This window comes from Aquitalea aquatica (assembly GCF_013911085.1).
GTDB classification, from domain to species: domain Bacteria; phylum Pseudomonadota; class Gammaproteobacteria; order Burkholderiales; family Chromobacteriaceae; genus Aquitalea; species Aquitalea aquatica.
This window is the reverse complement of sequence record NZ_JACERN010000039.1, coordinates 385,922-404,776: the sequence shown is the minus strand read 5'-3', so window position 1 is coordinate 404,776 and position 18,855 is coordinate 385,922. Positions and strand designations below refer to the sequence as shown.

The window sequence follows — 18,855 nt, the reverse complement described above, 5'->3', positions numbered from 1 at the left end:
AGCGTTCAATCTGAGCCAGGATCAAACTCTTCAGTTCAATCTCATAGCAAATTTTCTGGCACGCAAGATCAAAGAAATAAACAAGTACTTCTTCTTCTTGCAGTGCAAGTATTTGGCTTTCGCCAAGCACTCACACCTATCGGTTATTCTGTTTTTTAAAGAGCGGTGCAGGTCGCTGCGTTTCGTTTCCGTCGCTGCGTTGTCTGCTGAGGAGGCGAACTATACCGCCACCATCTACCCTCGTCAACACTTTGTGCGAAGAAAAGTGCGTTATTTTGCACAGAATAACGCAAGTATATGATTTTAAATAAAACAGCAAATCATTACCCAGCAGAAGAAAGATGCAGGCATTGGAAGTCTTGCACTTGGCTCATGATAATAGCCACTTCCTAACATTTGCTTTGAACCGCCATATGCCTGCCCCCACCTGGATTTTCGATCTCGATGACACGTTGCATCAGGCGAGCCTGGGCATTTTTGCCCATATCAGTCGCATGATGAATTTGTATATGGAGCGGCACCTTGCGATGACAGAGGAGGAGGCCCGGCGACTGAGGCTGCAGTACTGGCATCGTTACGGTGCAACTCTACAGGGTTTGGTACGCCACCACGGAGTGGATGCCCAACATTTCCTGCAAGAAACACACTTGCTGGATGAGCTGTATCGCTGGCTGCAATGGGAGCCCACACTGGCAGCGACTTTGCGGACGCTACCTGGCCGCAAGATCGTTCTGTCCAATGGCCCACAACACTATATAGAAGGGCTGCTACGGAGAATGAATATCCGCCAGCAGTTTGCTGCCTGTTATGGCATGGAAAAAATGCGCTTCCAGCCCAAGCCCGACCGGCGTGGCTTTCGCTGCATGCTGCAGGCTGAGCGACTCGACCCGGCGCTGTGCATCATGGTGGAGGATTCACTACCTAATTTGTACGCAGCAAAATCATTGGGCATGCGTACCGTATGGATCAGCCGGAAGTCACGCAAACCGGCATTTGTCGATGTGCGGGTCAGCAAGCTGAGTCAGTTATTGCGGCAACACTGGTAAGCATTGCCGCAATCTGCCGCGCAGAATTACCAGCGACCTTCGAAGAAGAAACGACGATAACGCTCCACCCATGACGCAATCTGGTGGCCGTTATCCTCCAACCACTGCGGGTTGTAGTAGCTGTTGAGGTAGCGGTTGCCATCGTCGCAGATCAGCGTGACCACCGAACCATGCTGTCCGTTACGGACCATGTCGCTGACCAGTTCGCACACACCGAACAGATTGGTACCGGTGGAGCCACCGCACTTGCGCCCCATCACCTCTTCCAGGAAGTGGATAGCGGCGTAGCTGGCGACATTGGGAACACGAATGACCTTGTCGATGACGGTGGGGATGAAGGATGGTTCGACACGAGGGCGGCCGATGCCTTCTACGCCTGAGCCGCCTTCGCAACGACAGTCGCTGTTACCAGTATAGTAGCTGTCGAAAAACACCGAGTTTTCCGGATCGACCACACAGATCTGCGTCGCCAGCTTCTGATAGCGAACATAGCGGCCAAAGGTGGCCGATGTACCACCAGTACCTGCTCCGCAGACAATCCACTCCGGCACCGGATTCGGTTCCAGTTCCATCTGCTTGAAGATGGTATCGGCAATATTGTTGTTACCACGCCAGTCGGTGGCACGTTCGGCATAGGTAAACTGGTCCATGTAATGGCCATTCAACTCCTGTGCCAAGCGTCGGGACTCTTCATAGATGGTGGCCGGATCATCCACCAAGTGACAACGGCCGCCATAAAACTCAATGGAGCGGATCTTCTCGGCGGAGGTGCCACGCGGCATGACCGCAATGAAAGGCAGGCCCAGTAAGCGGGCGAAATAGGCTTCGGACACTGCCGTACTGCCACTGGAGGCTTCGATGATGGTGGTGTTATAGCGAATCCAGCCATTGCACAAGCCGTACAGGAACAATGAGCGTGCGAGTCGGTGTTTGAGGCTGCCGGTGGGATGGGTGGACTCGTCCTTGAAATACAGCTGGATTTGCGGCAAGGCCGGAATCTGCAGCGGTATCAGGTGGGTGTCACTGGAGCGATTGAAATCTGCCTCGATTTTACGCACTGCCGTACTAGACCAACTACTCATGCCTTATCTCCTGGATCGATAAACTTAGAATACAATATTCTATTGCCAGGAAATAAAAAAGCGCCTCGATTTCGAGGCGCTTTCTTGTGGCAAGACAAGTTGCTTAGAACTTGGTGCCGATACCGATACCGTAAACCCACGGATTGATCTTCAGGGTACCCAGGTCAGCCCCATTCAGGCGAGCCTTGGTTTTGATGTCGATCTTTTTCACGTCGAAGTTGATGAACAGGTTCTTGCTGATAGCAACGTCAGCACCAACCTGAGCCGCCAGGCCCCAGCTGTTCTGATCGATATCAACAGCGGTGCTGCCAACTTTCAGGCCGTTATTGTAGAAGCGAGTGTAGTTTACACCAACACCAACATACGGACGGAAGGTGGCTTCCGGCATGAAATGATATTGCAGGGTCAGGGTCGGCGGCAGAACGGAAACCTTGCCCAGCGAACCCAGATCGCTGTTCACTTCGTGGCGGGAAGTACCCAGAATCAGTTCGGCACCAATGTTATTGGTGATCATGTAGGTGAAATCGAATTCCGGAACGGTGTCGGACTTCACATCGGTATGAATGGCGGACAGGGTGCTGTCAGCGCTGACATCCGGATTTACGTTAATCACGCGGAAACGGGCCAGGATGTCGCCTTGAGCAGCGAAGGCGCTAGCGGAAATCAGACCGATGGCCGCAGCCAGAGCAAGCTTTTTCATTTGTATTCTCCAAGAGTGTAGGCAAGTTCACGGTCTTGGGCTTCTACCGTAATTGACTTTCTAATAGGTCGGCAGTAGCTTGCGACGTTCAAGCGGAGGTTAACCAAACCTTCCGGTCAAAACTTTGCTTAAGATCATGAAACAGTGATGAAATATGCCGACCTGCGGGACTTTGTTGCTCAATTGGAACAGCAAGGCGAATTGAAAAGAATCGGCCTTCCGGTCTCGCCACATCTGGAGATGACCGAGATTGGCGACCGGGTGCTGAAAGCGGGTGGCCCTGCCCTGCTGTTCGAACAACCTCGGCACGATACGCAGACTTACCACATGCCGGTACTGGCCAATCTGTTTGGCACACCCAAGCGGGTTGCCATGGGCATGGGGGCCGGTGACGTGATGCAGTTGCGTGAAATCGGCAAGACCCTGGCCTATCTGAAAGAGCCGGAACCGCCCAAAGGGTTGAAGGAAGCCTGGGACAAGCTGCCATTGCTCAAGCAGGTGTTGTCCATGGCCCCCAAGGTGGTTAGCAAAGCCCCCTGCCAACAGATTGTGTGGGCGGGCGATGAGGTTGATCTGTCACGCCTGCCCATCCAACATTGTTGGCCCGGCGATGTTGCCCCCTTGATTACCTGGGGGCTGACAGTTACCCGGGGGCCAAACAAGAAGCGACAGAATCTGGGCATTTACCGCCAGCAAGTCATCGGCAAAAACCGGGTGATCATGCGCTGGCTGGCTCATCGCGGCGGGGCGCTGGATTACCGTGAATTCCGCCAGCAGAACCCGGACCAGCCCTATCCGGTGGCGGTGGTACTGGGTTGCGACCCGGCGACCATCCTGGGTGCAGTCACCCCGGTGCCAGATACCTTGTCCGAATACCAGTTTGCCGGCCTGCTGCGTGGTAGCCGTACCGAGCTGGTGAAGTGCATCGGCTCTGATCTGCAAGTGCCGGCGCGGGCCGAGATTGTACTGGAAGGCCATATTCACCCTGATGACATGGCACTGGAAGGCCCGTATGGCGACCATACCGGCTATTACAATGAGCAGGACTACTTCCCGGTATTCACCATCGACCGCATCACCATGCGTGAAAACCCGATCTACCACAGCACCTACACCGGCAAGCCGCCGGATGAGCCGGCCGTGCTGGGGGTGGCGCTGAACGAGGTGTTTGTTCCCATCCTGCAAAAGCAGTTTCCGGAGATTGTCGACTTTTACCTGCCGCCGGAAGGCTGCAGTTACCGCATGGCGGTGGTTAGCATCAAGAAACAATACCCCGGCCACGCCAAGCGCGTGATGATGGGCTGCTGGAGTTTCTTGCGCCAGTTCATGTATACCAAGTTCATCATTGTGGTGGACGATGATGTGGATTGCCGTGACTGGAAGGAAGTGATGTGGGCCATCACCACCCGCATGGATCCGGTGCGCGATACCACGCTGATCGAGCATACCCCCATCGATTATCTCGACTTCGCCAGCCCAGTATCCGGACTCGGCGGCAAGATGGGACTGGATGCCACCAACAAGATGCCGGGTGAAACCAATCGCGAGTGGGGGGTACCGATCGTGATGGATGAAACGGTTAAACAGAAGGTTGACAGCCTGTGGCAGCAACTTGGGCTGTAACGTTTGCCCCGGCAGCCGCTATTTTCCTGCCGCCCGGCAATGCCTGTTATCATCGCCACGTCTTTTTGTAAGGAGTCACCATGTCCGATCTGCACAACCCCAACTCCGCCCAGCGCCTGAAGCGTCTGAACCATCGTCAGCGCAAGAAAATGCGTGTAGGCGAATACCGCGAACTGGGCTTTCACCTGATCGCTACCATCGCCAAGGGTGTTGATACCGATGCGCTGCTGGACGACTGGCTCAACTGCATCGACGATGCCGCCATCAGCTTCGGTGGCCATTTCGATGGTAATGAAAAGCTGGAAGGCGTAGTTTTCCCGGTGGGTGAAGTAGCCATTACCGAAGAAATCCGCAGCAAGCTGGTAGCCTGGCTGCAAGCACGCAGCGAAGTATCGAATGTGGAAGCCGGTGACCTGATCGATCTGTGGCATAGCGCCTGATTGTGCGGTCCCGATAAAAAAAACCGGCCTTGAGCCGGTTTTTTTATTTCTGCACAAGCGCCAGCATCCCGAATATCAGGACAGCTTGCGGAATACCCGGTAACCAACATATAGCCAGGTTTCCCGTACCAGGAATTTGACCTTGTTGCTCCAGCTGACATAACGGCTGGACTCGGTAGGCGCCGGCGCTGCAGCCATGCCCAGGTCATGCGCCATCAACACTGCCCGCCGCATGTGCAACGGATCGCTCACCAGCAAAAAAGAGCGTATGCCAAACGGTGTCGCCAGTTTGTGGGCGTTTTCCAGGTTCTGCCAAGTAGTACGCGACTCGTTTTCGGCCAGCATGGCCGTCATCGGTACGCCCTGGCGCAAGGCGAACTCGCGCCCGACATCGGCCTCGGTGGGATAGCCGGGCTCCGGAGTACCACCAGTAAATACAATCCAGCGCACCCGACCTTGCTTGTAGAGCGTCACCGCGTGGTTGATGCGCTCTCGCAGTACTGGCGAAGGCTTGCTACCCCAGGCAGCGGCACCCAGTACCAGTGCGGCATCCGCAGGCTGCGTGGCTGGCTCATCGGCATAACGGGCAATGCCCAAGGCCATGTAAGCAAAGCCCAGCAGTACCAGCAGCACGGCCAGCAAGAAACCTTTGAGCATCAGACGCAGATAAAGCATGAACCTTGGGCGCAGGGGGAGGGAAAGCCTGATTGTAACGCCGTTGGCCTAGGGATGGCAGCCATTGGCCGGCAGACCAGCGGCAATAGCAAACCGGCCAGCTACGGTCTCTGACCGGAAAACAGCGGTGATCGGCCTATTTTTCCAGTTCCCAAATAGCCGCCTGCAGTGACTCCATGCGGCTACTCAATGCCTGCTGCGCATCGTCCAGCGCCTTGTTATAGATCTGCCGGCCTATCCTGGCGGCGACAAAATCCAGCAGAAACTGTGCGTCGAACTGCCCGACGTCAAGATTCAACTGGGTAGCCAGATAATCTTGCAGCTCGGGTGCCAGTTGTTGCAGTTGCTGCTGGCTGAGCATGGATTGGCTGGACATGGCAGGGCTCTCTGAATGCGTAAAGAGCGGCATTGTGCCCTGCCCGGCAGCGACTGCAAAGGCATTCGCACTGCCACGGCTCCACAATCAGCGCGACAGGGCGCGTCCGATATCAACCAGACCATGCAGGCAGGCCTCGCCGGTGCGCTGCTGCAGCCGCTGCCCCAGGGCATACAGCTGGCAGGGATCGTGTTGCGGGGCGGGGAGCTGGCTGCATAGCTGCAATTGCACCTCGCCACTGCCATGGAGCAAGGTGATGGCATCGGAACAGGAGCGGCGCAGCAGGCGGGACAGCTTGTCCGGCAAGGGTGCCGGGCTGCACAGCACGTGGCCGGTATGGAAGGTGGCTGCGCGCAACACTTCTTGCTGGCGGCGCCATTGCGCGCTGCAGCAGCTTAGCCAGCGGGGGCCGTTCTCCAGCCACCAGATCAGGGCTTGTGTCATGTTCCACTCCTTTTTGTGCAATGCACAATACACTTATACATCCAGCCCTTGCTTGGCACAAGCCAGCAAAAAAAATGGCCGGGCAAATACCCGGCCAACACAGGAAAGTCGGTACCGGACAAGTACCGACAGCAGAACACCGTTTAAGACAGCCAGCGCGGCTGGGTCAAAGCCTCCGGCTGCAATGCCTCATCCAGCTGGGCGCGCTGCATCAGCCCGCGTTCCAGCACGATATCGTAGACACTGCCACCGGTGGCGTGAGCTTCGGCAGCCACCGCGGTAGCTGCGGCATAGCCGATGATGGGATTGAGCGCCGTCACCAGGCCAATGGAGTTGAGTACGTCGGCACGCAGCTTGGCCTCGTTGGCAGTAATGCCCTTGACGCAATGTTCGGTGAGCGTGGTGCAGGCATTGGCCAAATGACGCACGCTGCGGAACATGCTGTAGGCGATGACTGGCTCAAACGCATTCAGCTGCAGCTGGCCACCTTCCGCTGCCATGGTGATGGTCATGTCGTTGCCGATGACTTCGAAGGCCACCTGGTTGACCACTTCCGGAATCACCGGATTGACCTTACCCGGCATGATGGACGAACCCGCCTGACGGGCCGGCAGATTGATGTCGCCAATGCCAGCGCGTGGGCCGGAGGACAGCAGGCGCAAGTCATTGCAGGTTTTGGACAGTTTGACTGCCACACGCTTGAGCACACCGGACAGCTGCACGAAGGCACCGCAATCCTGGGTAGCTTCGATCAGGTTTGGTGCGGTCATCAGCTTGAGGCCGGTCAGCTCGGACAGGTGCAGACACACCAGCCGGGCATAATCCGGATGCGCGGTAATACCGGTACCGATGGCGGTGGCACCCAGATTGATTTCCAGCATCAGCGCACGTGCTTCGCTCAGGCGCTGCTCATCCTCACCCAGCATTACGGCATAAGTCTGGAACTCCTGCCCCAGCGTCATCGGTACCGCGTCCTGCAACTGGGTCCGGCCCATTTTCAGGACATTTTTGAATTCTTCCGCCTTGGCGGCAAAGGCTTCGCGCAACACGAACATGGTGCGTTGCAGACGCAACACACCCCAATAAGTGGCCAGACGCAGCGCAGTGGGATACACGTCATTGGTACTCTGACTCATGTTGACGTGTTCGTTGGGATGCAACTTGTCGTACTCGCCCTTGGCATGGCCCAGCAATTCCAGCGCACGGTTGGCGATGACTTCGTTGGCATTCATATTGGTGGAAGTCCCTGCCCCACCCTGAATCACATCCACCACAAACTGCTCGTGCAGCTTGCCATCCACCAGCTCATCGCAGGCATCGACAATGGCTTGGGCGCGGCGAGCGTCCAGCAGTCCCAGATCCCGGTTGGCTTGGGCAGCAGCTTTCTTGATCTGTGCCAGTGCGACAATCAGGTCGCCATAGCTGGCGATGGTCTGACCGGTGATGGGGAAATTTTCCACCGCGCGCAGGGTATGGACGCCCCAATAGGCCGCAGCCGGAACGGCGCGATCGCCAAGCAGGTCGTGTTCGATACGTGTGGACATGCAGAAGCCTTTGTCGATGGTCTCCGCCAGCGCGGAGTGATGGGGGCAGACTGTAGGCTGCCGACCAACTGCTTGGCCAATTCCGATTCGCAATCAGCTCATGCAAATTTTGCATAACCATGGAAATACCCGGCCAGAATGCGGGTGTACCAATCAGCAAACAGTAGGCCCGCCACCTGGGTGGCGGGCATTTTGCCTAGGCAGGACGACAGCCAGGGGATATCAAGGCCTGAGGGGTTCAGCGCGGCTGCTGATAGCTCACATCGCCCGCTTTGAGCAGCTTGTACTGACCATTCTGATAGCGCAGCAGGGTGATGCTGCTATTGGGAATATCGGTGTTCTTGGCCTGACCCGGTACAAAGATATCGAGAATGCTGAGAATGGCACCGCCATGACTGACCAGCAGCACATTGCCACCACCCGCCGCCACCGCCTTGCTCACGACATCCTGCATGCCGGCACGCAAGCGCGCTTCGATCTGCGGGTAGGTTTCCGCCCAGCCACGCGGGTCGTTGTCGTGAATGGCCTGTGCAATGGCCCGGTCATTCATCTTTTGAGTAAAGGCAGTCCAGTTGCCCCAGCCAGGATCAAATACCATGCCCTGCTGGCGGAACAGCGGTGTCCACATTTCGGCATCCGGCCGGCCTTCAAAGCTGCCGTAGTTCCATTCGCGGAAGCGCTCGTCTTCCTGCAAGGGCAAGCCATTACGCTGGCCTTGTGCCAGCACGATTTTGGCCGTGGAGCGTGCCCGCCCCAGATCACTGCTGTAAGCCGCAATGAACGGCGTGCTGGCCAGCCCTCTGGCGGCCGCCTCGGCACCCTTGACCCCAGCTGCGGTCAGCGGTGTGTCCGACCAGCCCTGCACCTGGCTGGTGGTATTGAACAGCGTCTTGCCGTGGCGTAATAAATAGACATCCACCACCGCTTCGCTATCAGCGCTGGGGGCAGCCTGCGCGGCCGACCCCGACAGTACTGCCAGGCAGCACAGTATCCATTGCAAAGCTTTCCTGCATTTCATCTTGGCCTCTCCAGTGTTGAGCAACATCAGGGTTGGCCATGCTAGGAAAATATTCAGCCAGTGGCAGCAGGCAAGCGCCTAAAAGCGGGTGGGTTTCATCCCGATCAATGGGACCGGTTCAGACCGGGTCGGCACTGGCGGCCAGATAATCCCAGAAGGCGTCCAGCTCGGGCCGGCTGCGCTTCTTGTCGCGGTACAGCCTCACTTCCATGTCCACGCTCCAGCCCTGGTCTGCCGCCAGCACCAACTGGCGCGAACGCAATTCGCGCTGGACCGAACTGGTGGGCAAGAACGCCACGCCATGGCCCTCCAGCACCATGTTTTTCAGCCCCTCAGCCATATCGGTTTCATAGCGCAGCGACAGAAAGGTGGGCTCCGGGGCCGCTTCCAGAATCAGGTCGGTCATCAGGCGGAAATAGGCATTACTGGCATAGCCCAGAAAAGGCAGTGGCTGGGCGGCGCGGCCAGGCAAGGCATGGCGCGGGCTGCGGTCGGGATTGCTGCGCACATAGGGACGCAGCGATTCTACCCCCAAGCGCAAGCCGCTATAGCGTGGGTCAGCCAGGTCTACCGGCTGCTTCGGGTGGTGGTAGCACATCAACAGGTCACAGCCGCCCTCAACGAAGGCCAGCAGCGCATCGTGCACATTGCTGGCTTGCAGGCGGCAGGACAGCGGACCAAAACCCTGCTCCACCCCGCTTAGCCACTTGGGGAAAAACGAGAAAGACAGCGTATGCGGCACCGCCAGGCTGAGTGTTCCGGCCGGCAGCGGCTGCAGGCCGCGCAGCTGGGCACGGGTGCTGTTGATCTGCCCCAGCATCAGCACCGCCTGTTCGCGCAGTAATTCACCAGCGGCGGTGAGTCGGGTGGGATAGGTGGTGCGGTCGATCAGATCAGCACCAAACCAGCTTTCCAGCGACTTGATGCGGCGGGAAAATGCCGGCTGAGTAAGATGGCGAACCTCGGCCGAGCGGGTAAAACTGCCGGTATCGGCCAATACCAGAAAATCTTCCAGCCAGCGGGTTTCCAAATGGCTGCCCTCCTTCGCCTGGTGGCATTAAATATTATTTAAAATCAGCCAGCTATTCAGACTGTTCACGGCTAATTTCCGCATAATTTGATATTTTACAAGGTTGGGGGGCACATTGCCCCTACAATGCAGCAAACTCAAAACCTGTCTGACAATGAGAATCACACACACCATCTGGCGGCGGATTCTTGGCCTGCTGCCCGGCGAGATCGCCAGTAATGAAACCAGCTGGCTGTTAAGCCCGCACCAGCACATGCCCTTGTTGCAGCAGCGCCGTGCCCTGATGTTGGTCAATCGCGTGCGCCTGTTCGCCTTGCTGTTTGCGTTGCTCACCCCACTGTGGATCGTGGTGGACGTGATGACCCTGCCGTCCGGGCTGTGGCAGATGCTGGCCACCATGCGCGTGCTGGCGACCCTGGCCTTTGTGGCGCTGGTCTTGTGGTGTCCGCAGGATGGCCAGCTATCCGGGGCCTATCGCGGCATGGCGGTGTTGTTTGCCATTCCCACGCTGTTTTATATCGGCTCGCACCAGCTGATGACGCAATATCATCTGGAAGGCGTATCAGCAGCCATTGGCACGGGCTATGCCTTTCTGCCCTTTGTTTTACTGGCGGCTTTTTCCATTTTCCCGCTTACTCTGGTCGAAAACCTCGCCTTCGCCACGCCAGTCTTGCTGGCTTACGCCATCGCCTGGTCGCTGGACTGGTCGGTAGCCAGCTGGCCTTCCTTTGGTGGTGAATTCTGGCTGCTATCGCTGCTGGCGAGTGTGTCCTCACTGGCCAGCATCAGCCAGCTGGCCTTCATCATCGCCCTGGTCGGCCAGACCATACGCGATCCCCTGACCACGGCTTTCTCGCGCCGTAGCGGTATCGAAATGCTGGAACTGCAACTGGTCAATGCCGAGCGCAACCAGATGCCGCTGGCCATCGCCTTTATCGACTTGGACCACTTCAAGAGCATCAACGACCAGTTTGGTCATTCAGCTGGCGACAAGACATTGAAACAGCTGGTGCAAAAGACCCTGTCCTGTATGCGGCGTGGCGATGTGCTGGTGCGCTGGGGCGGGGAAGAGTTTCTGTTATTGATGCCCAATACCGACATGATCCAGGCCCGGCTGGCACTGGACCGGCTGCGCCAGCAGGGGCTGGGCCAGCGGCCGGATGGCACACCGCTGACCGCCAGCATCGGCCTGGCCGAGCGGCTGGCCGACAAGTGCAATGTCCGGCGCCAGTTGGTGGAGCTGGCCGACGCCCGCATGTATCAAGCCAAACAGCTGGGGCGTGACCGGGTGGTTAGCGACTGAGATCCTGCTGTAACACTACCCAGTCCTGGCTGGTCGGGCTGGCACGGAATTCATGTACCACCTGCTGCATCAGCACAAAGGCACTGGCCGCATCCAGTTGCTGGCAGGCCTGTGCCAGCTGCTGCATAAAGTGCGCCAGTTCCGCTGCGGACAGATGGTATTCCTGCGCCCGCAGGATGCGCGGATGATCAGTAGGCAACACGTTGTCGCCAATCAGCAGCTCTTCGTACAGCTTCTCGCCTGGTCGCAGACCGGAGAAGCGGATTTCGATGTCGCCGTTCGGGTGCTTGTCGTCGCGCACCTCCAGCCCGGACAGATGGACCATGCGCCGCGCCAGATCGGCGATTTTTACCGGTTCACCCATATCCAGCACGAATACATCGCCGCCCTCCCCCATTGCCCCGGCCTGGATTACCAGCTGGGCGGCTTCCGGAATCGTCATGAAGTAACGGGTGATGTCCGGGTGGGTAACGGTAACCGGACCACCGGCCTTGATCTGCTTCTTGAACAAGGGCACCACCGAGCCGGAGCTGCCCAGCACATTGCCAAAACGCACCATGACAAAGCGGGTAGTGCTGCCACGGGCGTGACGGCCCTGCAAGGTGAGCTCGGCCAGCCGCTTGGTCGCTCCCATCACATTGGTGGGGCGTACCGCCTTGTCGGTGGAGATCAGTACAAAGGTATCCACCCCGCAATCTTCTGCCGCCTGTGCCGTGGTATCGGTGCCGAAGGCATTGTTGAGGATGCCGGCCACCGGATTGTGTTCCACCATCGGCACATGCTTGTACGCCGCCGCGTGATACACCGTTTCCACCTTGAAGGCGCGCATGATCTGGCACAGCCGGGCATGGTCGGTGACCGACCCCAGTACCGGCGTACGCGGAATGGCCGGGGCCAGCTGCGACAGCTCGTGGTCGATGGCGTAGAGGGCAAACTCGGTCAGTTCAAACAACACGATACGGGCCGGATTATTGCGGGCAATCTGCCGTACCAGCTCGGAGCCGATGGAGCCGCCCGCCCCGGTCACCATCACCACCCGGCCCTGGATATTGCGCGCCAGCAGCTCGGGGCTGGGCGGCACCGGGTCGCGGCCCAGCAGATCCTCGATTTCCACTTCCTTCAGTTCTTCCACCCGCGCTTCGCCCGATACCAGGTCAGCCATGCCCGGCAGGCGCTTGATGGGAATGCGCAAATGCTCCAGCGATTCCAGTATCTCGCGCTGGCGGCCACGGCTGACCGAAGGCATGGCCAGCAGGATGCAGCTGGCTGCCGTTTCCTCGATCAGCAAGGGCAGGTCGTCCGGTGCATGCACGCTCAGGCCGCGATAGGTACGCTTCCAGCTGTCCGGATTGTCATCGACAAAGGCCATCGGCCGGTATTCCTTGCCCGCCTGCAAGGCCAGCATCAATTGCACCCCGGCCTGACCGGCACCGTAGATGATGACGTGTTCACGCGGCGCATCCACTGAATCTATCCGCCGCACCAGGCCGCGTAGCACAAAGCGGCTGCCGCCGATATAGGCCATGGCGAACATCCAGAAGATGATGATGGACGAACGCGGAAACGGCGCAATGCGCGCCATGACGATGACTGCGGTCAGCACCAGCACCGCCAGGCTCACCCCGGTAAACACGGTGTAGACGATCTTGTCGTCCAGATACTTCAGCACCGCGCGATACAGCCCCAGCTTGACGAAGATGGGGATCACCCATAGCGGCGGCACGATGAATATCCACAGATACGGGTCCAGCTTGGGGTCCCAGTAGCCGCCCAGGCGCAGCACCACGGCACTCCACAGGGCCAGTGGCAGCAGCAGCGCATCCATCAGCGCCAGCAGCGCCATCTTGTTGTGGCGGGAAAAGGTCAGCAGTTTGTCTAGCATGTCGAATCGACTTTCACGGCCATCAGCGCAGCACGATTTTCAGCAAGGTGGCGAAGATGATGCGGATATCTTCCAGCAGGCTGTGGGTTTGCGCATAGCGCACGTAGTAGCCCAGCTTTTCCGGCAGCACCTGTTCGATATAGGCGCGCTCCGGATCGGCGGCACGACCGAGGATTTCGTTTTCGTCGATCATGCGGATGGATGCCCAGTCGGTGATGCCGGGGCGTACCGACAGCACGATATCACGCACCTCATCCGGGTAGTGCGCCACATACTTGGGCACTTCCGGGCGCGGGCCCACCAGGCTCATGTCGCCAAACAGCACGTCCAGCAGTTGCGGCAGTTCATCCAGCTTGCTCTTGCGCAGGAAGCGCCCGGCACCGGTGACGCGGCTGTCCGCGCCCACGGTCAGCTGGCCCTGCACCTCGGTATTCACCTGCATGGTGCGGAATTTGTGGATGCGGAACAGCATGCCGCCGCGCCCTACCCGTACCTGGCGGAAAAACACCGGGCCGGGGGAATCCAGCTTGATCCACAAGGCCACCAGCAGCAACGGTCCGGCCAGCAGCAGCAGGCCGGCACTGGCGGCAATCAGGTCGAACAGCCGCTTGAGCAGCGGCGAACCAGCACCGGGCGGGCGGCAGCACGGCGGCAGCAAGGCCGGGGACTCGCCCAGCCCGGAATCACGCTGCTGGCTCATGCGCCCAGAATCTCGCGAACCGCAGCGATCACGCGGGTCTGGTCATCATCGCTCATGCGGGTATACAGCGGCAGGGTAACCTCGGCCTCGAAGGCGGCATCGGCCACCGGGAAGGCACTGCGCTGCAATTGGTAGCCATCACGCCATACCGGCTGGCGGTGTAGCGGAATGAAGTGCACCGAGCAGCCAATGCCCCTCTCGGCCATGCGCAGGATGAAGTCGTCGCGGCTGATACCGGCTTCCGGCTTGATACGCACCGGATACAGATGCCAGGCATGCTGGCCAGCGGCATCGGCCGGGCGTGCCGGCAGGATCAGCGGCAGGTCGGCCAGTTCGCGGTCGAAACGGGCGGCCATCAGCTCACGCTTTTGCTGGAAACCGGCAATTTTCTTCAGCTGATGAATACCCATGGCAGCGGCAGTGTCCGGCATATTGTATTTGAAGCCGGGGGCAACCACTTCGTAGAACCAGGCCGGGGTCTTCGACACGTAGCGGTCGAAGGCATCGCGGCTGATGCCGTGCAAACGCATGATCTTGCAGCGAGCGATGATGTCCTTGTTCTTGGACACCACCATGCCGCCTTCGCCAGTAGTCATGGTTTTGTTGGCGTAGAAGCTGAACACCGTGACATCCGAATCCAGCGTGCCGATCAGCTTGCCCTTGTAACGGGTGGGCAACGCGTGGGCAGCGTCTTCCACCACCTTCAGGCCGTGCTCGCGGGCGATGGCCAGAATCTCATCCATCTCGCAGGCGAGGCCGGCAAAGTGTACCGGCATGATGGCACGGGTTTTCGGGGTGATGGCGGCACGGATGGCAGCCGGGCTGATATTGAAGCTGGCCGGGTCCACATCGACACATACCGGATCAGCACCCAGATAACGCACCACTTCGGCGGTGGCGGTAAAGGTATAGCTGGGGACAATCACCTCGTCACCCGGCTGAATGCCGATGGCTTCCAGCGCCAGATGCAGGCCGGCGGTGGCGGAGTTCACGGCGATGGCTTCCACGCCCTCGCCGATGAAGGCAGCAAAGTCGGCTTCGAATTGTTTGGTTTTGGGGCCGGTGGTCACCCAGCCGGAACGCAGGGCATCCACTACTTCATTGATTTCTTCTTCGCCGATATCCGGCAAGGCAAAGGGCAGGAATTTCTGTTCGCTCATCTTCGTCATCTTCAATAGCGTCATTGTTCATGGCTGGCAACCGACGGATGGTTGCCAGTCGCGTATTCGGTCTTGTCAGCTGCGCTTGGAGCGGCTAACAAAATAGCGTAGCGGCCCTGGGGCAAGGCGGCGCAACGCAGCAGCAGGTTTTTTGTTAGCTGCGCTTACTGGCGCGCCAGATTATCGCTAGCCGGCTTGTCTTTCAGTGCGTCGGCCACCCGCTTGCCCAGCTTCTGTGTGGGCAGCTCCACCCAGCGGTTGATGGCCAGCGCCAGAGTCCAGGTCATCACGGTGGCGGCGGCCACCAGCAGCCACCACGGCAGATTGTACATAGCCAGCACTTCCATCAGCACGTAGCCGGCATTGGAATGACACACATACCAGGCGTAGCTGACGGCGGCGATACGCGCCAGCCAGCGGCTGCTCCACAAGGCGGGGCGCAGCACGCCCAGCACGAACAGGCTGATACCGATCAGGTAGCTGCCGTACAACTCCAGCGATGGCCAGTTGGTCACCCACACAAACATGGCCAGCAGTCCAACAAAATGCAGCACGGTTTCCAGCTTGCCTGCCTGGCCGGTGAGATAGAAATAACACCAGCAACCGGCAAACATCAGCGGGAAGTAGCACACCACCGAGGCCAGGAAATACTGGTCATAAGCCCAGAAATGCGCCAGTTGGCCATGCAAGCCTTGTGCGCTCGGGCCACGGCACAGCATGGCCACCAAAGGCAGCAGCAGCCAAATCGCCCATTTGATACGCCGCCCGGTCAGCGCAAAAGCCGTACCCAGCAAGGCGTAAAACCACAGTTCCACTTTCAGCGTCCACATCACCGGGTCGATATTGCGGCCGCCCAGCATGTCCTGAAAGGCAATGCTGACATGGCCGATGACATCGAGCCGGGTGATGTCGAAGTCGTTATCCGCCAGCCATGCGGCAATCCACAGCGCCACGAGCGTCACCGCCAGCCCGGCCCAGTAGGTGGGATAAATACGGAATACCCGCGACACGGCGAAGCGCAGCCCGCCCATGCGGGTAAGCGATAGCGGAATCAGCAGGCCGGAAATCAGCAGGAACAAGCCCACGCCCACCGCGCCCAGATTGAAAGGCAGCACGAAGGAGGCATTGGCATAGCCTTCCAGCGGCTCCATATTGAGAATGTCGCTGATGCGCTCGCGGTGCTGCCAGAAGGTCTGGGTGAAATGAAACAAGATCACACACAGGATGGCCACGCCACGCAGGCCATCGGCAAAATCAAAACGGATATGCTGCTTGCTGCTACTCATCCCGCACTCACCTGTCTTCCGGCGTCACATTACGCCGGTCATGAAGGTTAAAAGCGCTATTATCCTCGCCGTTAGTACAGGTTTGCACGGTTTTTTGTCTATCTTCTGCACACGCAAATGACTGCTGCAAATCAAACTGCGCCAGATTGGCGGTGAAGGGATCAGCCAGTGGCACCTGTGCACTGTCACGGCGACGGCGCAACTGCTTGAGCAGCATTTCCAGCAAGGTAAGCGGCAAAAACAACAACACCAGCACGATCCAGCCCAGGCCATGCCAGTGCGCCAGTAGCTTCAGCCACTCTGGCGCAGGCTGACCGCCGCCATGTTTATCCCAGAAAAACATGGCACCACAAAACAGGCCGAACCAGGCAGCCAGCAAATATTTCTGCAGTACTGGCCATTGCCGCCAACTGGCCAGCGCGTAACAGCTCAGGTGCAGTACCAACAGCGCCAGAGCCCACAGCGGGCCGGCATCCAGCAACATGGCCAGCAGCACCATGCTGCAAAAGAACACGGCCACCCCGAGAGCCAGCTTCAGGCCAAGACGCAGCAGTTTTCCCAGCAGGCGCAACATGGCATCAACCCTTGCGCAATACCGCTTGCAGGAAACGCTGTGCCAGCACGCGGTAGTCGTGATGTGCCAATACATACTGCCGCCCCGCGGCGCCCATGCGGCCACGCTCGTTCGGCGTCAACGCAGCCATGCGGCGCACCGCTTCGGCGATGGCGGCCGGGTCTTCCGCGCCCACGCTGATCCCCGCCCCGGCTTCCTTGACCATGTCATTGCCCGCCTCCACCGAATGAATCACCGGCTTGCCGGCCATCAGGTAGTCGAACAGCTTGTTGGGATTAATACCGAAGCGGTAAATGGGCAGCTTGCGCCAGCCGATGAACAGGCTGTCCATCTGCGCCAGGAAGGCCGGCACCGCCCGCTTGGGGATGCTGGACAGGAACAGGACATTGGACAGACCCATCGCTGCAGCCTTTTCCACCAGCGCCACCTTGTCCGGGCCATCGCCCACCAGCACGAAGCTGACCTGCGTGTCCTGCAACTGGGCGGCGGCTTCCAGCAGGAAATCCAGCGCATTGGCCAGACCATGGCCGCCGGCATAGCCGATCAGGAAACGTCCGTCGGCCTTCAGTTGCGCCAGCACTGCCAGATGTTCGATCGACAGCTGGGTATTCGCCCCCTGCCACTCGGCCACATCCACACCGTTAGGTACGACATGGTATTTTTCCGCCGCCATGCCGTGCTCCATCATGTAGTCACGGGCACAGGGCAGCATGGAGATCACGGTATCGGCCTTGCGGTAGCCAAAGTCCTCGGCCCACTGCATCAGGCGGATGAAGGGGTGCTTCTTCGACATGCCCCCCACTTCCACCGGTGTCAGCGGCCACAGGTCGTGCACTTCGTACACCAGCCGTGCCCCGGTCTTGCCGGCGATGAAGGCCGCCGGAATCGTGTCCAGCGGATAAGTGGACGAGGCAATCACCACATCCGGCGTCCACTCTTTCAGGTAGCGCCCGGACAGGCCCATCACCTTACCCAGAAAGCTGAAGATATTGATCACCCGCTTCAGGCCGTTGCCCGGATAGGCCGGAGTCTTACACCAGGTATAACGAATACCGTCGATGTTTTCGTCCTGGTACTTGGCCATCAAGTGCGGATTGGTCTGGCGCAGATGCGAGGTATCGGCTGCCAGCATATTGACTTCGTGGCCAGCCATGACCCATTCGCGCGCCAGATAATAGGGGCGGAATTCCATGCCGTGGCGCGGGCTGCCGGCATAGTGATTGATATAGAGGATGCGCACGCTGCTGCTTTTCCGAATAAGGGTCCGCTGTGTCAGAACAGGCCGGCGGCGATATTGATCATCATCGCCAGCACGGTGGTGTTGAACAGGAAGGACAGGATGCAATGCACGGAGCCGATGCGACGCATGGCCCGTGAGCTGAAACTGATGTCGGCCGTCTGGCCCGAGGTACCGATGACGGCGGCAAAATAAAAGAAATCGCTGTAATTGGGCTCTTCGTCACCGGGGAACTCCAGCCCTGGCTTACCGCAGCGGAACAGCGCCACGTAGTACTGGTGGGCGTAATGCAGGGCGAACATCACCTGGGTAAACAGCCAACTGCTAAAGATGGTGAGCACCGACAAGCCAATATGCAGGCCCCGGCTGCTGCCGTGCAGGTCTTTCGCGACCGACAGCTCCGCCACAATGGACAGCAGACACACCACGGCAGCCAGCACCACCAGCATCAGGATGGCCATTTCACCTTCGTCTTGCCGTGCGGCGCGGTGGCGGATCTGCTCGGCATCGGCACCATGCATCATATGCAGTGCCAGCAGCAGATACAGGCCGGCACCGGCATTCCAGCCCATCACATAGGCGGTGAGCGTGCGCATGGGGCTGAGCATGGTCAGCACCTGCGCCACGAACAAACCGAACGCGATGGCAGACAACAAGCGTGGCCGGGTGCGCAGGATGTGGATCAGCCGGGCCAGCGGGCCGTGGTGGTGGCGTTGCGGTTTGTCCATGATGGCT

20 protein-coding genes are annotated in these 18,855 nt (G+C 58.9%); 5 read left to right on the top strand and 15 right to left on the bottom strand.

What is annotated here, in order from left to right; translation table 11 throughout:
* The coding region (locus H2Z84_RS21165) for a hypothetical protein (RefSeq protein ID WP_220272872.1) at positions 1-301 on the top strand (301 nt) is incomplete at its 5' end.
* 40 nt (positions 302-341) lie between these two features.
* The gene (locus H2Z84_RS16850; protein ID WP_258869441.1) at positions 342-1,046 is read left to right on the top strand and encodes a pyrimidine 5'-nucleotidase; all 705 of its coding nucleotides are present in this window, start codon (positions 342-344) and stop codon (positions 1,044-1,046) included.
* Between the two features lie 26 nt (positions 1,047-1,072).
* Here H2Z84_RS16850 and H2Z84_RS16845 read toward each other — a convergent pair whose 3' ends face one another.
* Positions 1,073-2,128: a PLP-dependent cysteine synthase family protein gene (locus H2Z84_RS16845; RefSeq protein ID WP_181836961.1), complete on the bottom strand. Its 1,056-nt coding sequence runs from the start codon at positions 2,126-2,128 to the stop codon at positions 1,073-1,075.
* Positions 2,129-2,231: 103 nt separating this feature from the next.
* Positions 2,232-2,828, bottom strand: coding sequence for an OmpW/AlkL family protein (locus H2Z84_RS16840; protein WP_181836960.1), 597 nt, complete (start codon positions 2,826-2,828; stop codon positions 2,232-2,234).
* A 147-nt stretch (positions 2,829-2,975) separates the two neighbouring features.
* Between H2Z84_RS16840 and ubiD the strand changes: the two genes are divergently transcribed.
* Positions 2,976-4,451, top strand: a complete 1,476-nt coding sequence (ubiD, locus tag H2Z84_RS16835; RefSeq protein WP_181836959.1) for a 4-hydroxy-3-polyprenylbenzoate decarboxylase — start codon at positions 2,976-2,978, stop codon at positions 4,449-4,451.
* An 80-nt stretch (positions 4,452-4,531) separates the two neighbouring features.
* On the top strand, positions 4,532-4,891 hold the full coding sequence (locus H2Z84_RS16830; RefSeq protein ID WP_103524338.1) for a 50S ribosome-binding protein YggL: 360 nt from the start codon (positions 4,532-4,534) through the stop codon (positions 4,889-4,891).
* Positions 4,892-4,966: 75 nt separating this feature from the next.
* Here the strand turns inward: H2Z84_RS16830 and H2Z84_RS16825 are convergent, their stop codons facing one another.
* The 6 genes from H2Z84_RS16825 to H2Z84_RS16800 all read right to left on the bottom strand — a co-directional run bounded on the left by H2Z84_RS16825 (position 4,967) and on the right by H2Z84_RS16800 (position 9,978).
* Positions 4,967-5,566 (bottom strand): YdcF family protein, encoded by a 600-nt coding sequence (locus H2Z84_RS16825; protein ID WP_181836958.1) that lies wholly within the window; start codon positions 5,564-5,566, stop codon positions 4,967-4,969.
* 136 nt (positions 5,567-5,702) lie between these two features.
* Positions 5,703-5,942, bottom strand: coding sequence for a DUF2164 domain-containing protein (locus tag H2Z84_RS16820; RefSeq protein ID WP_181836957.1), 240 nt, complete (start codon positions 5,940-5,942; stop codon positions 5,703-5,705).
* An 87-nt stretch (positions 5,943-6,029) separates the two neighbouring features.
* Entirely contained in the window at positions 6,030-6,386 is a 357-nt protein-coding gene (locus H2Z84_RS16815; RefSeq protein WP_181836956.1) for a hypothetical protein, read from the bottom strand.
* Positions 6,387-6,529: 143 nt separating this feature from the next.
* On the bottom strand, positions 6,530-7,930 hold the full coding sequence (aspA, locus tag H2Z84_RS16810) for an aspartate ammonia-lyase (RefSeq protein WP_181836955.1): 1,401 nt from the start codon (positions 7,928-7,930) through the stop codon (positions 6,530-6,532).
* 238 nt (positions 7,931-8,168) lie between these two features.
* A complete protein-coding gene (locus tag H2Z84_RS16805; protein WP_181836954.1) occupies positions 8,169-8,948 on the bottom strand; it encodes a histidine phosphatase family protein in 780 nt (259 codons plus the stop codon).
* A 118-nt stretch (positions 8,949-9,066) separates the two neighbouring features.
* Positions 9,067-9,978 (bottom strand): LysR family transcriptional regulator, encoded by a 912-nt coding sequence (locus H2Z84_RS16800; protein WP_181836953.1) that lies wholly within the window; start codon positions 9,976-9,978, stop codon positions 9,067-9,069.
* A 154-nt stretch (positions 9,979-10,132) separates the two neighbouring features.
* On the opposite strand from H2Z84_RS16800, the gene H2Z84_RS16795 reads away from it, so the two are divergent.
* Positions 10,133-11,281, top strand: coding sequence for a GGDEF domain-containing protein (locus H2Z84_RS16795; protein WP_181836952.1), 1,149 nt, complete (start codon positions 10,133-10,135; stop codon positions 11,279-11,281).
* Here H2Z84_RS16795 and H2Z84_RS16790 read toward each other — a convergent pair.
* The 7 genes from H2Z84_RS16790 to H2Z84_RS16760 all read right to left on the bottom strand — a co-directional run bounded on the left by H2Z84_RS16790 (position 11,271) and on the right by H2Z84_RS16760 (position 18,848).
* Positions 11,271-13,163 (bottom strand): polysaccharide biosynthesis protein, encoded by a 1,893-nt coding sequence (locus tag H2Z84_RS16790; RefSeq protein ID WP_181836951.1) that lies wholly within the window; start codon positions 13,161-13,163, stop codon positions 11,271-11,273. The two genes, H2Z84_RS16795 and H2Z84_RS16790, sit on opposite strands and share 11 nt — an antisense overlap.
* Before the next feature lie 22 nt (positions 13,164-13,185).
* Positions 13,186-13,863, bottom strand: a complete 678-nt coding sequence (locus H2Z84_RS16785; protein ID WP_309545493.1) for a sugar transferase — start codon at positions 13,861-13,863, stop codon at positions 13,186-13,188.
* The gene (locus tag H2Z84_RS16780; protein WP_181836950.1) at positions 13,860-15,023 is read right to left on the bottom strand and encodes a DegT/DnrJ/EryC1/StrS family aminotransferase; all 1,164 of its coding nucleotides are present in this window, start codon (positions 15,021-15,023) and stop codon (positions 13,860-13,862) included. Before H2Z84_RS16780 ends, H2Z84_RS16785 begins: the two co-directional genes overlap by 4 nt.
* A 164-nt stretch (positions 15,024-15,187) precedes the next feature.
* Positions 15,188-16,309, bottom strand: coding sequence for an acyltransferase family protein (locus H2Z84_RS16775; protein ID WP_181836949.1), 1,122 nt, complete (start codon positions 16,307-16,309; stop codon positions 15,188-15,190).
* A 7-nt stretch (positions 16,310-16,316) separates the two neighbouring features.
* On the bottom strand, positions 16,317-16,883 hold the full coding sequence (locus H2Z84_RS16770; protein ID WP_181836948.1) for a hypothetical protein: 567 nt from the start codon (positions 16,881-16,883) through the stop codon (positions 16,317-16,319).
* 4 nt (positions 16,884-16,887) lie between these two features.
* Positions 16,888-18,123: a glycosyltransferase family 4 protein gene (locus tag H2Z84_RS16765; protein ID WP_181836947.1), complete on the bottom strand. Its 1,236-nt coding sequence runs from the start codon at positions 18,121-18,123 to the stop codon at positions 16,888-16,890.
* Between the two features lie 32 nt (positions 18,124-18,155).
* Positions 18,156-18,848 (bottom strand): DUF1345 domain-containing protein, encoded by a 693-nt coding sequence (locus H2Z84_RS16760; protein ID WP_181836946.1) that lies wholly within the window; start codon positions 18,846-18,848, stop codon positions 18,156-18,158.
* Between the last annotated feature and the right edge of the window lie 7 nt (positions 18,849-18,855).

What these genes read in the sequence shown, in the direction of transcription:
- H2Z84_RS16790 (WP_181836951.1), bottom strand. Translation starts at nt 13,163, where the DNA reads ATGCTAGACAAACTGCTGACCTTTTCCCGCCACAACAAGATGGCGCTG.
- aspA (WP_181836955.1), bottom strand. Translation starts at nt 7,930, where the DNA reads ATGTCCACACGTATCGAACACGACCTGCTTGGCGATCGCGCCGTTCCG.
- H2Z84_RS16775 (WP_181836949.1), bottom strand. Translation starts at nt 16,309, where the DNA reads ATGAGTAGCAGCAAGCAGCATATCCGTTTTGATTTTGCCGATGGCCTG.
- H2Z84_RS16820 (WP_181836957.1), bottom strand. Translation starts at nt 5,942, where the DNA reads ATGTCCAGCCAATCCATGCTCAGCCAGCAGCAACTGCAACAACTGGCA.
- H2Z84_RS16760 (WP_181836946.1), bottom strand. Translation starts at nt 18,848, where the DNA reads ATGGACAAACCGCAACGCCACCACCACGGCCCGCTGGCCCGGCTGATC.
- H2Z84_RS16830 (WP_103524338.1), top strand. Translation starts at nt 4,532, where the DNA reads ATGTCCGATCTGCACAACCCCAACTCCGCCCAGCGCCTGAAGCGTCTG.
- H2Z84_RS16845 (WP_181836961.1), bottom strand. Translation starts at nt 2,128, where the DNA reads ATGAGTAGTTGGTCTAGTACGGCAGTGCGTAAAATCGAGGCAGATTTC.
- H2Z84_RS16850 (WP_258869441.1), top strand. Translation starts at nt 342, where the DNA reads ATGCAGGCATTGGAAGTCTTGCACTTGGCTCATGATAATAGCCACTTC.
- H2Z84_RS16795 (WP_181836952.1), top strand. Translation starts at nt 10,133, where the DNA reads ATGAGAATCACACACACCATCTGGCGGCGGATTCTTGGCCTGCTGCCC.
- H2Z84_RS16785 (WP_309545493.1), bottom strand. Translation starts at nt 13,863, where the DNA reads ATGAGCCAGCAGCGTGATTCCGGGCTGGGCGAGTCCCCGGCCTTGCTG.
- H2Z84_RS16780 (WP_181836950.1), bottom strand. Translation starts at nt 15,023, where the DNA reads ATGAGCGAACAGAAATTCCTGCCCTTTGCCTTGCCGGATATCGGCGAA.
- H2Z84_RS16815 (WP_181836956.1), bottom strand. Translation starts at nt 6,386, where the DNA reads ATGACACAAGCCCTGATCTGGTGGCTGGAGAACGGCCCCCGCTGGCTA.
- H2Z84_RS16770 (WP_181836948.1), bottom strand. Translation starts at nt 16,883, where the DNA reads ATGTTGCGCCTGCTGGGAAAACTGCTGCGTCTTGGCCTGAAGCTGGCT.
- ubiD (WP_181836959.1), top strand. Translation starts at nt 2,976, where the DNA reads ATGAAATATGCCGACCTGCGGGACTTTGTTGCTCAATTGGAACAGCAA.
- H2Z84_RS16840 (WP_181836960.1), bottom strand. Translation starts at nt 2,828, where the DNA reads ATGAAAAAGCTTGCTCTGGCTGCGGCCATCGGTCTGATTTCCGCTAGC.
- H2Z84_RS16825 (WP_181836958.1), bottom strand. Translation starts at nt 5,566, where the DNA reads ATGCTTTATCTGCGTCTGATGCTCAAAGGTTTCTTGCTGGCCGTGCTG.
- H2Z84_RS16805 (WP_181836954.1), bottom strand. Translation starts at nt 8,948, where the DNA reads ATGAAATGCAGGAAAGCTTTGCAATGGATACTGTGCTGCCTGGCAGTA.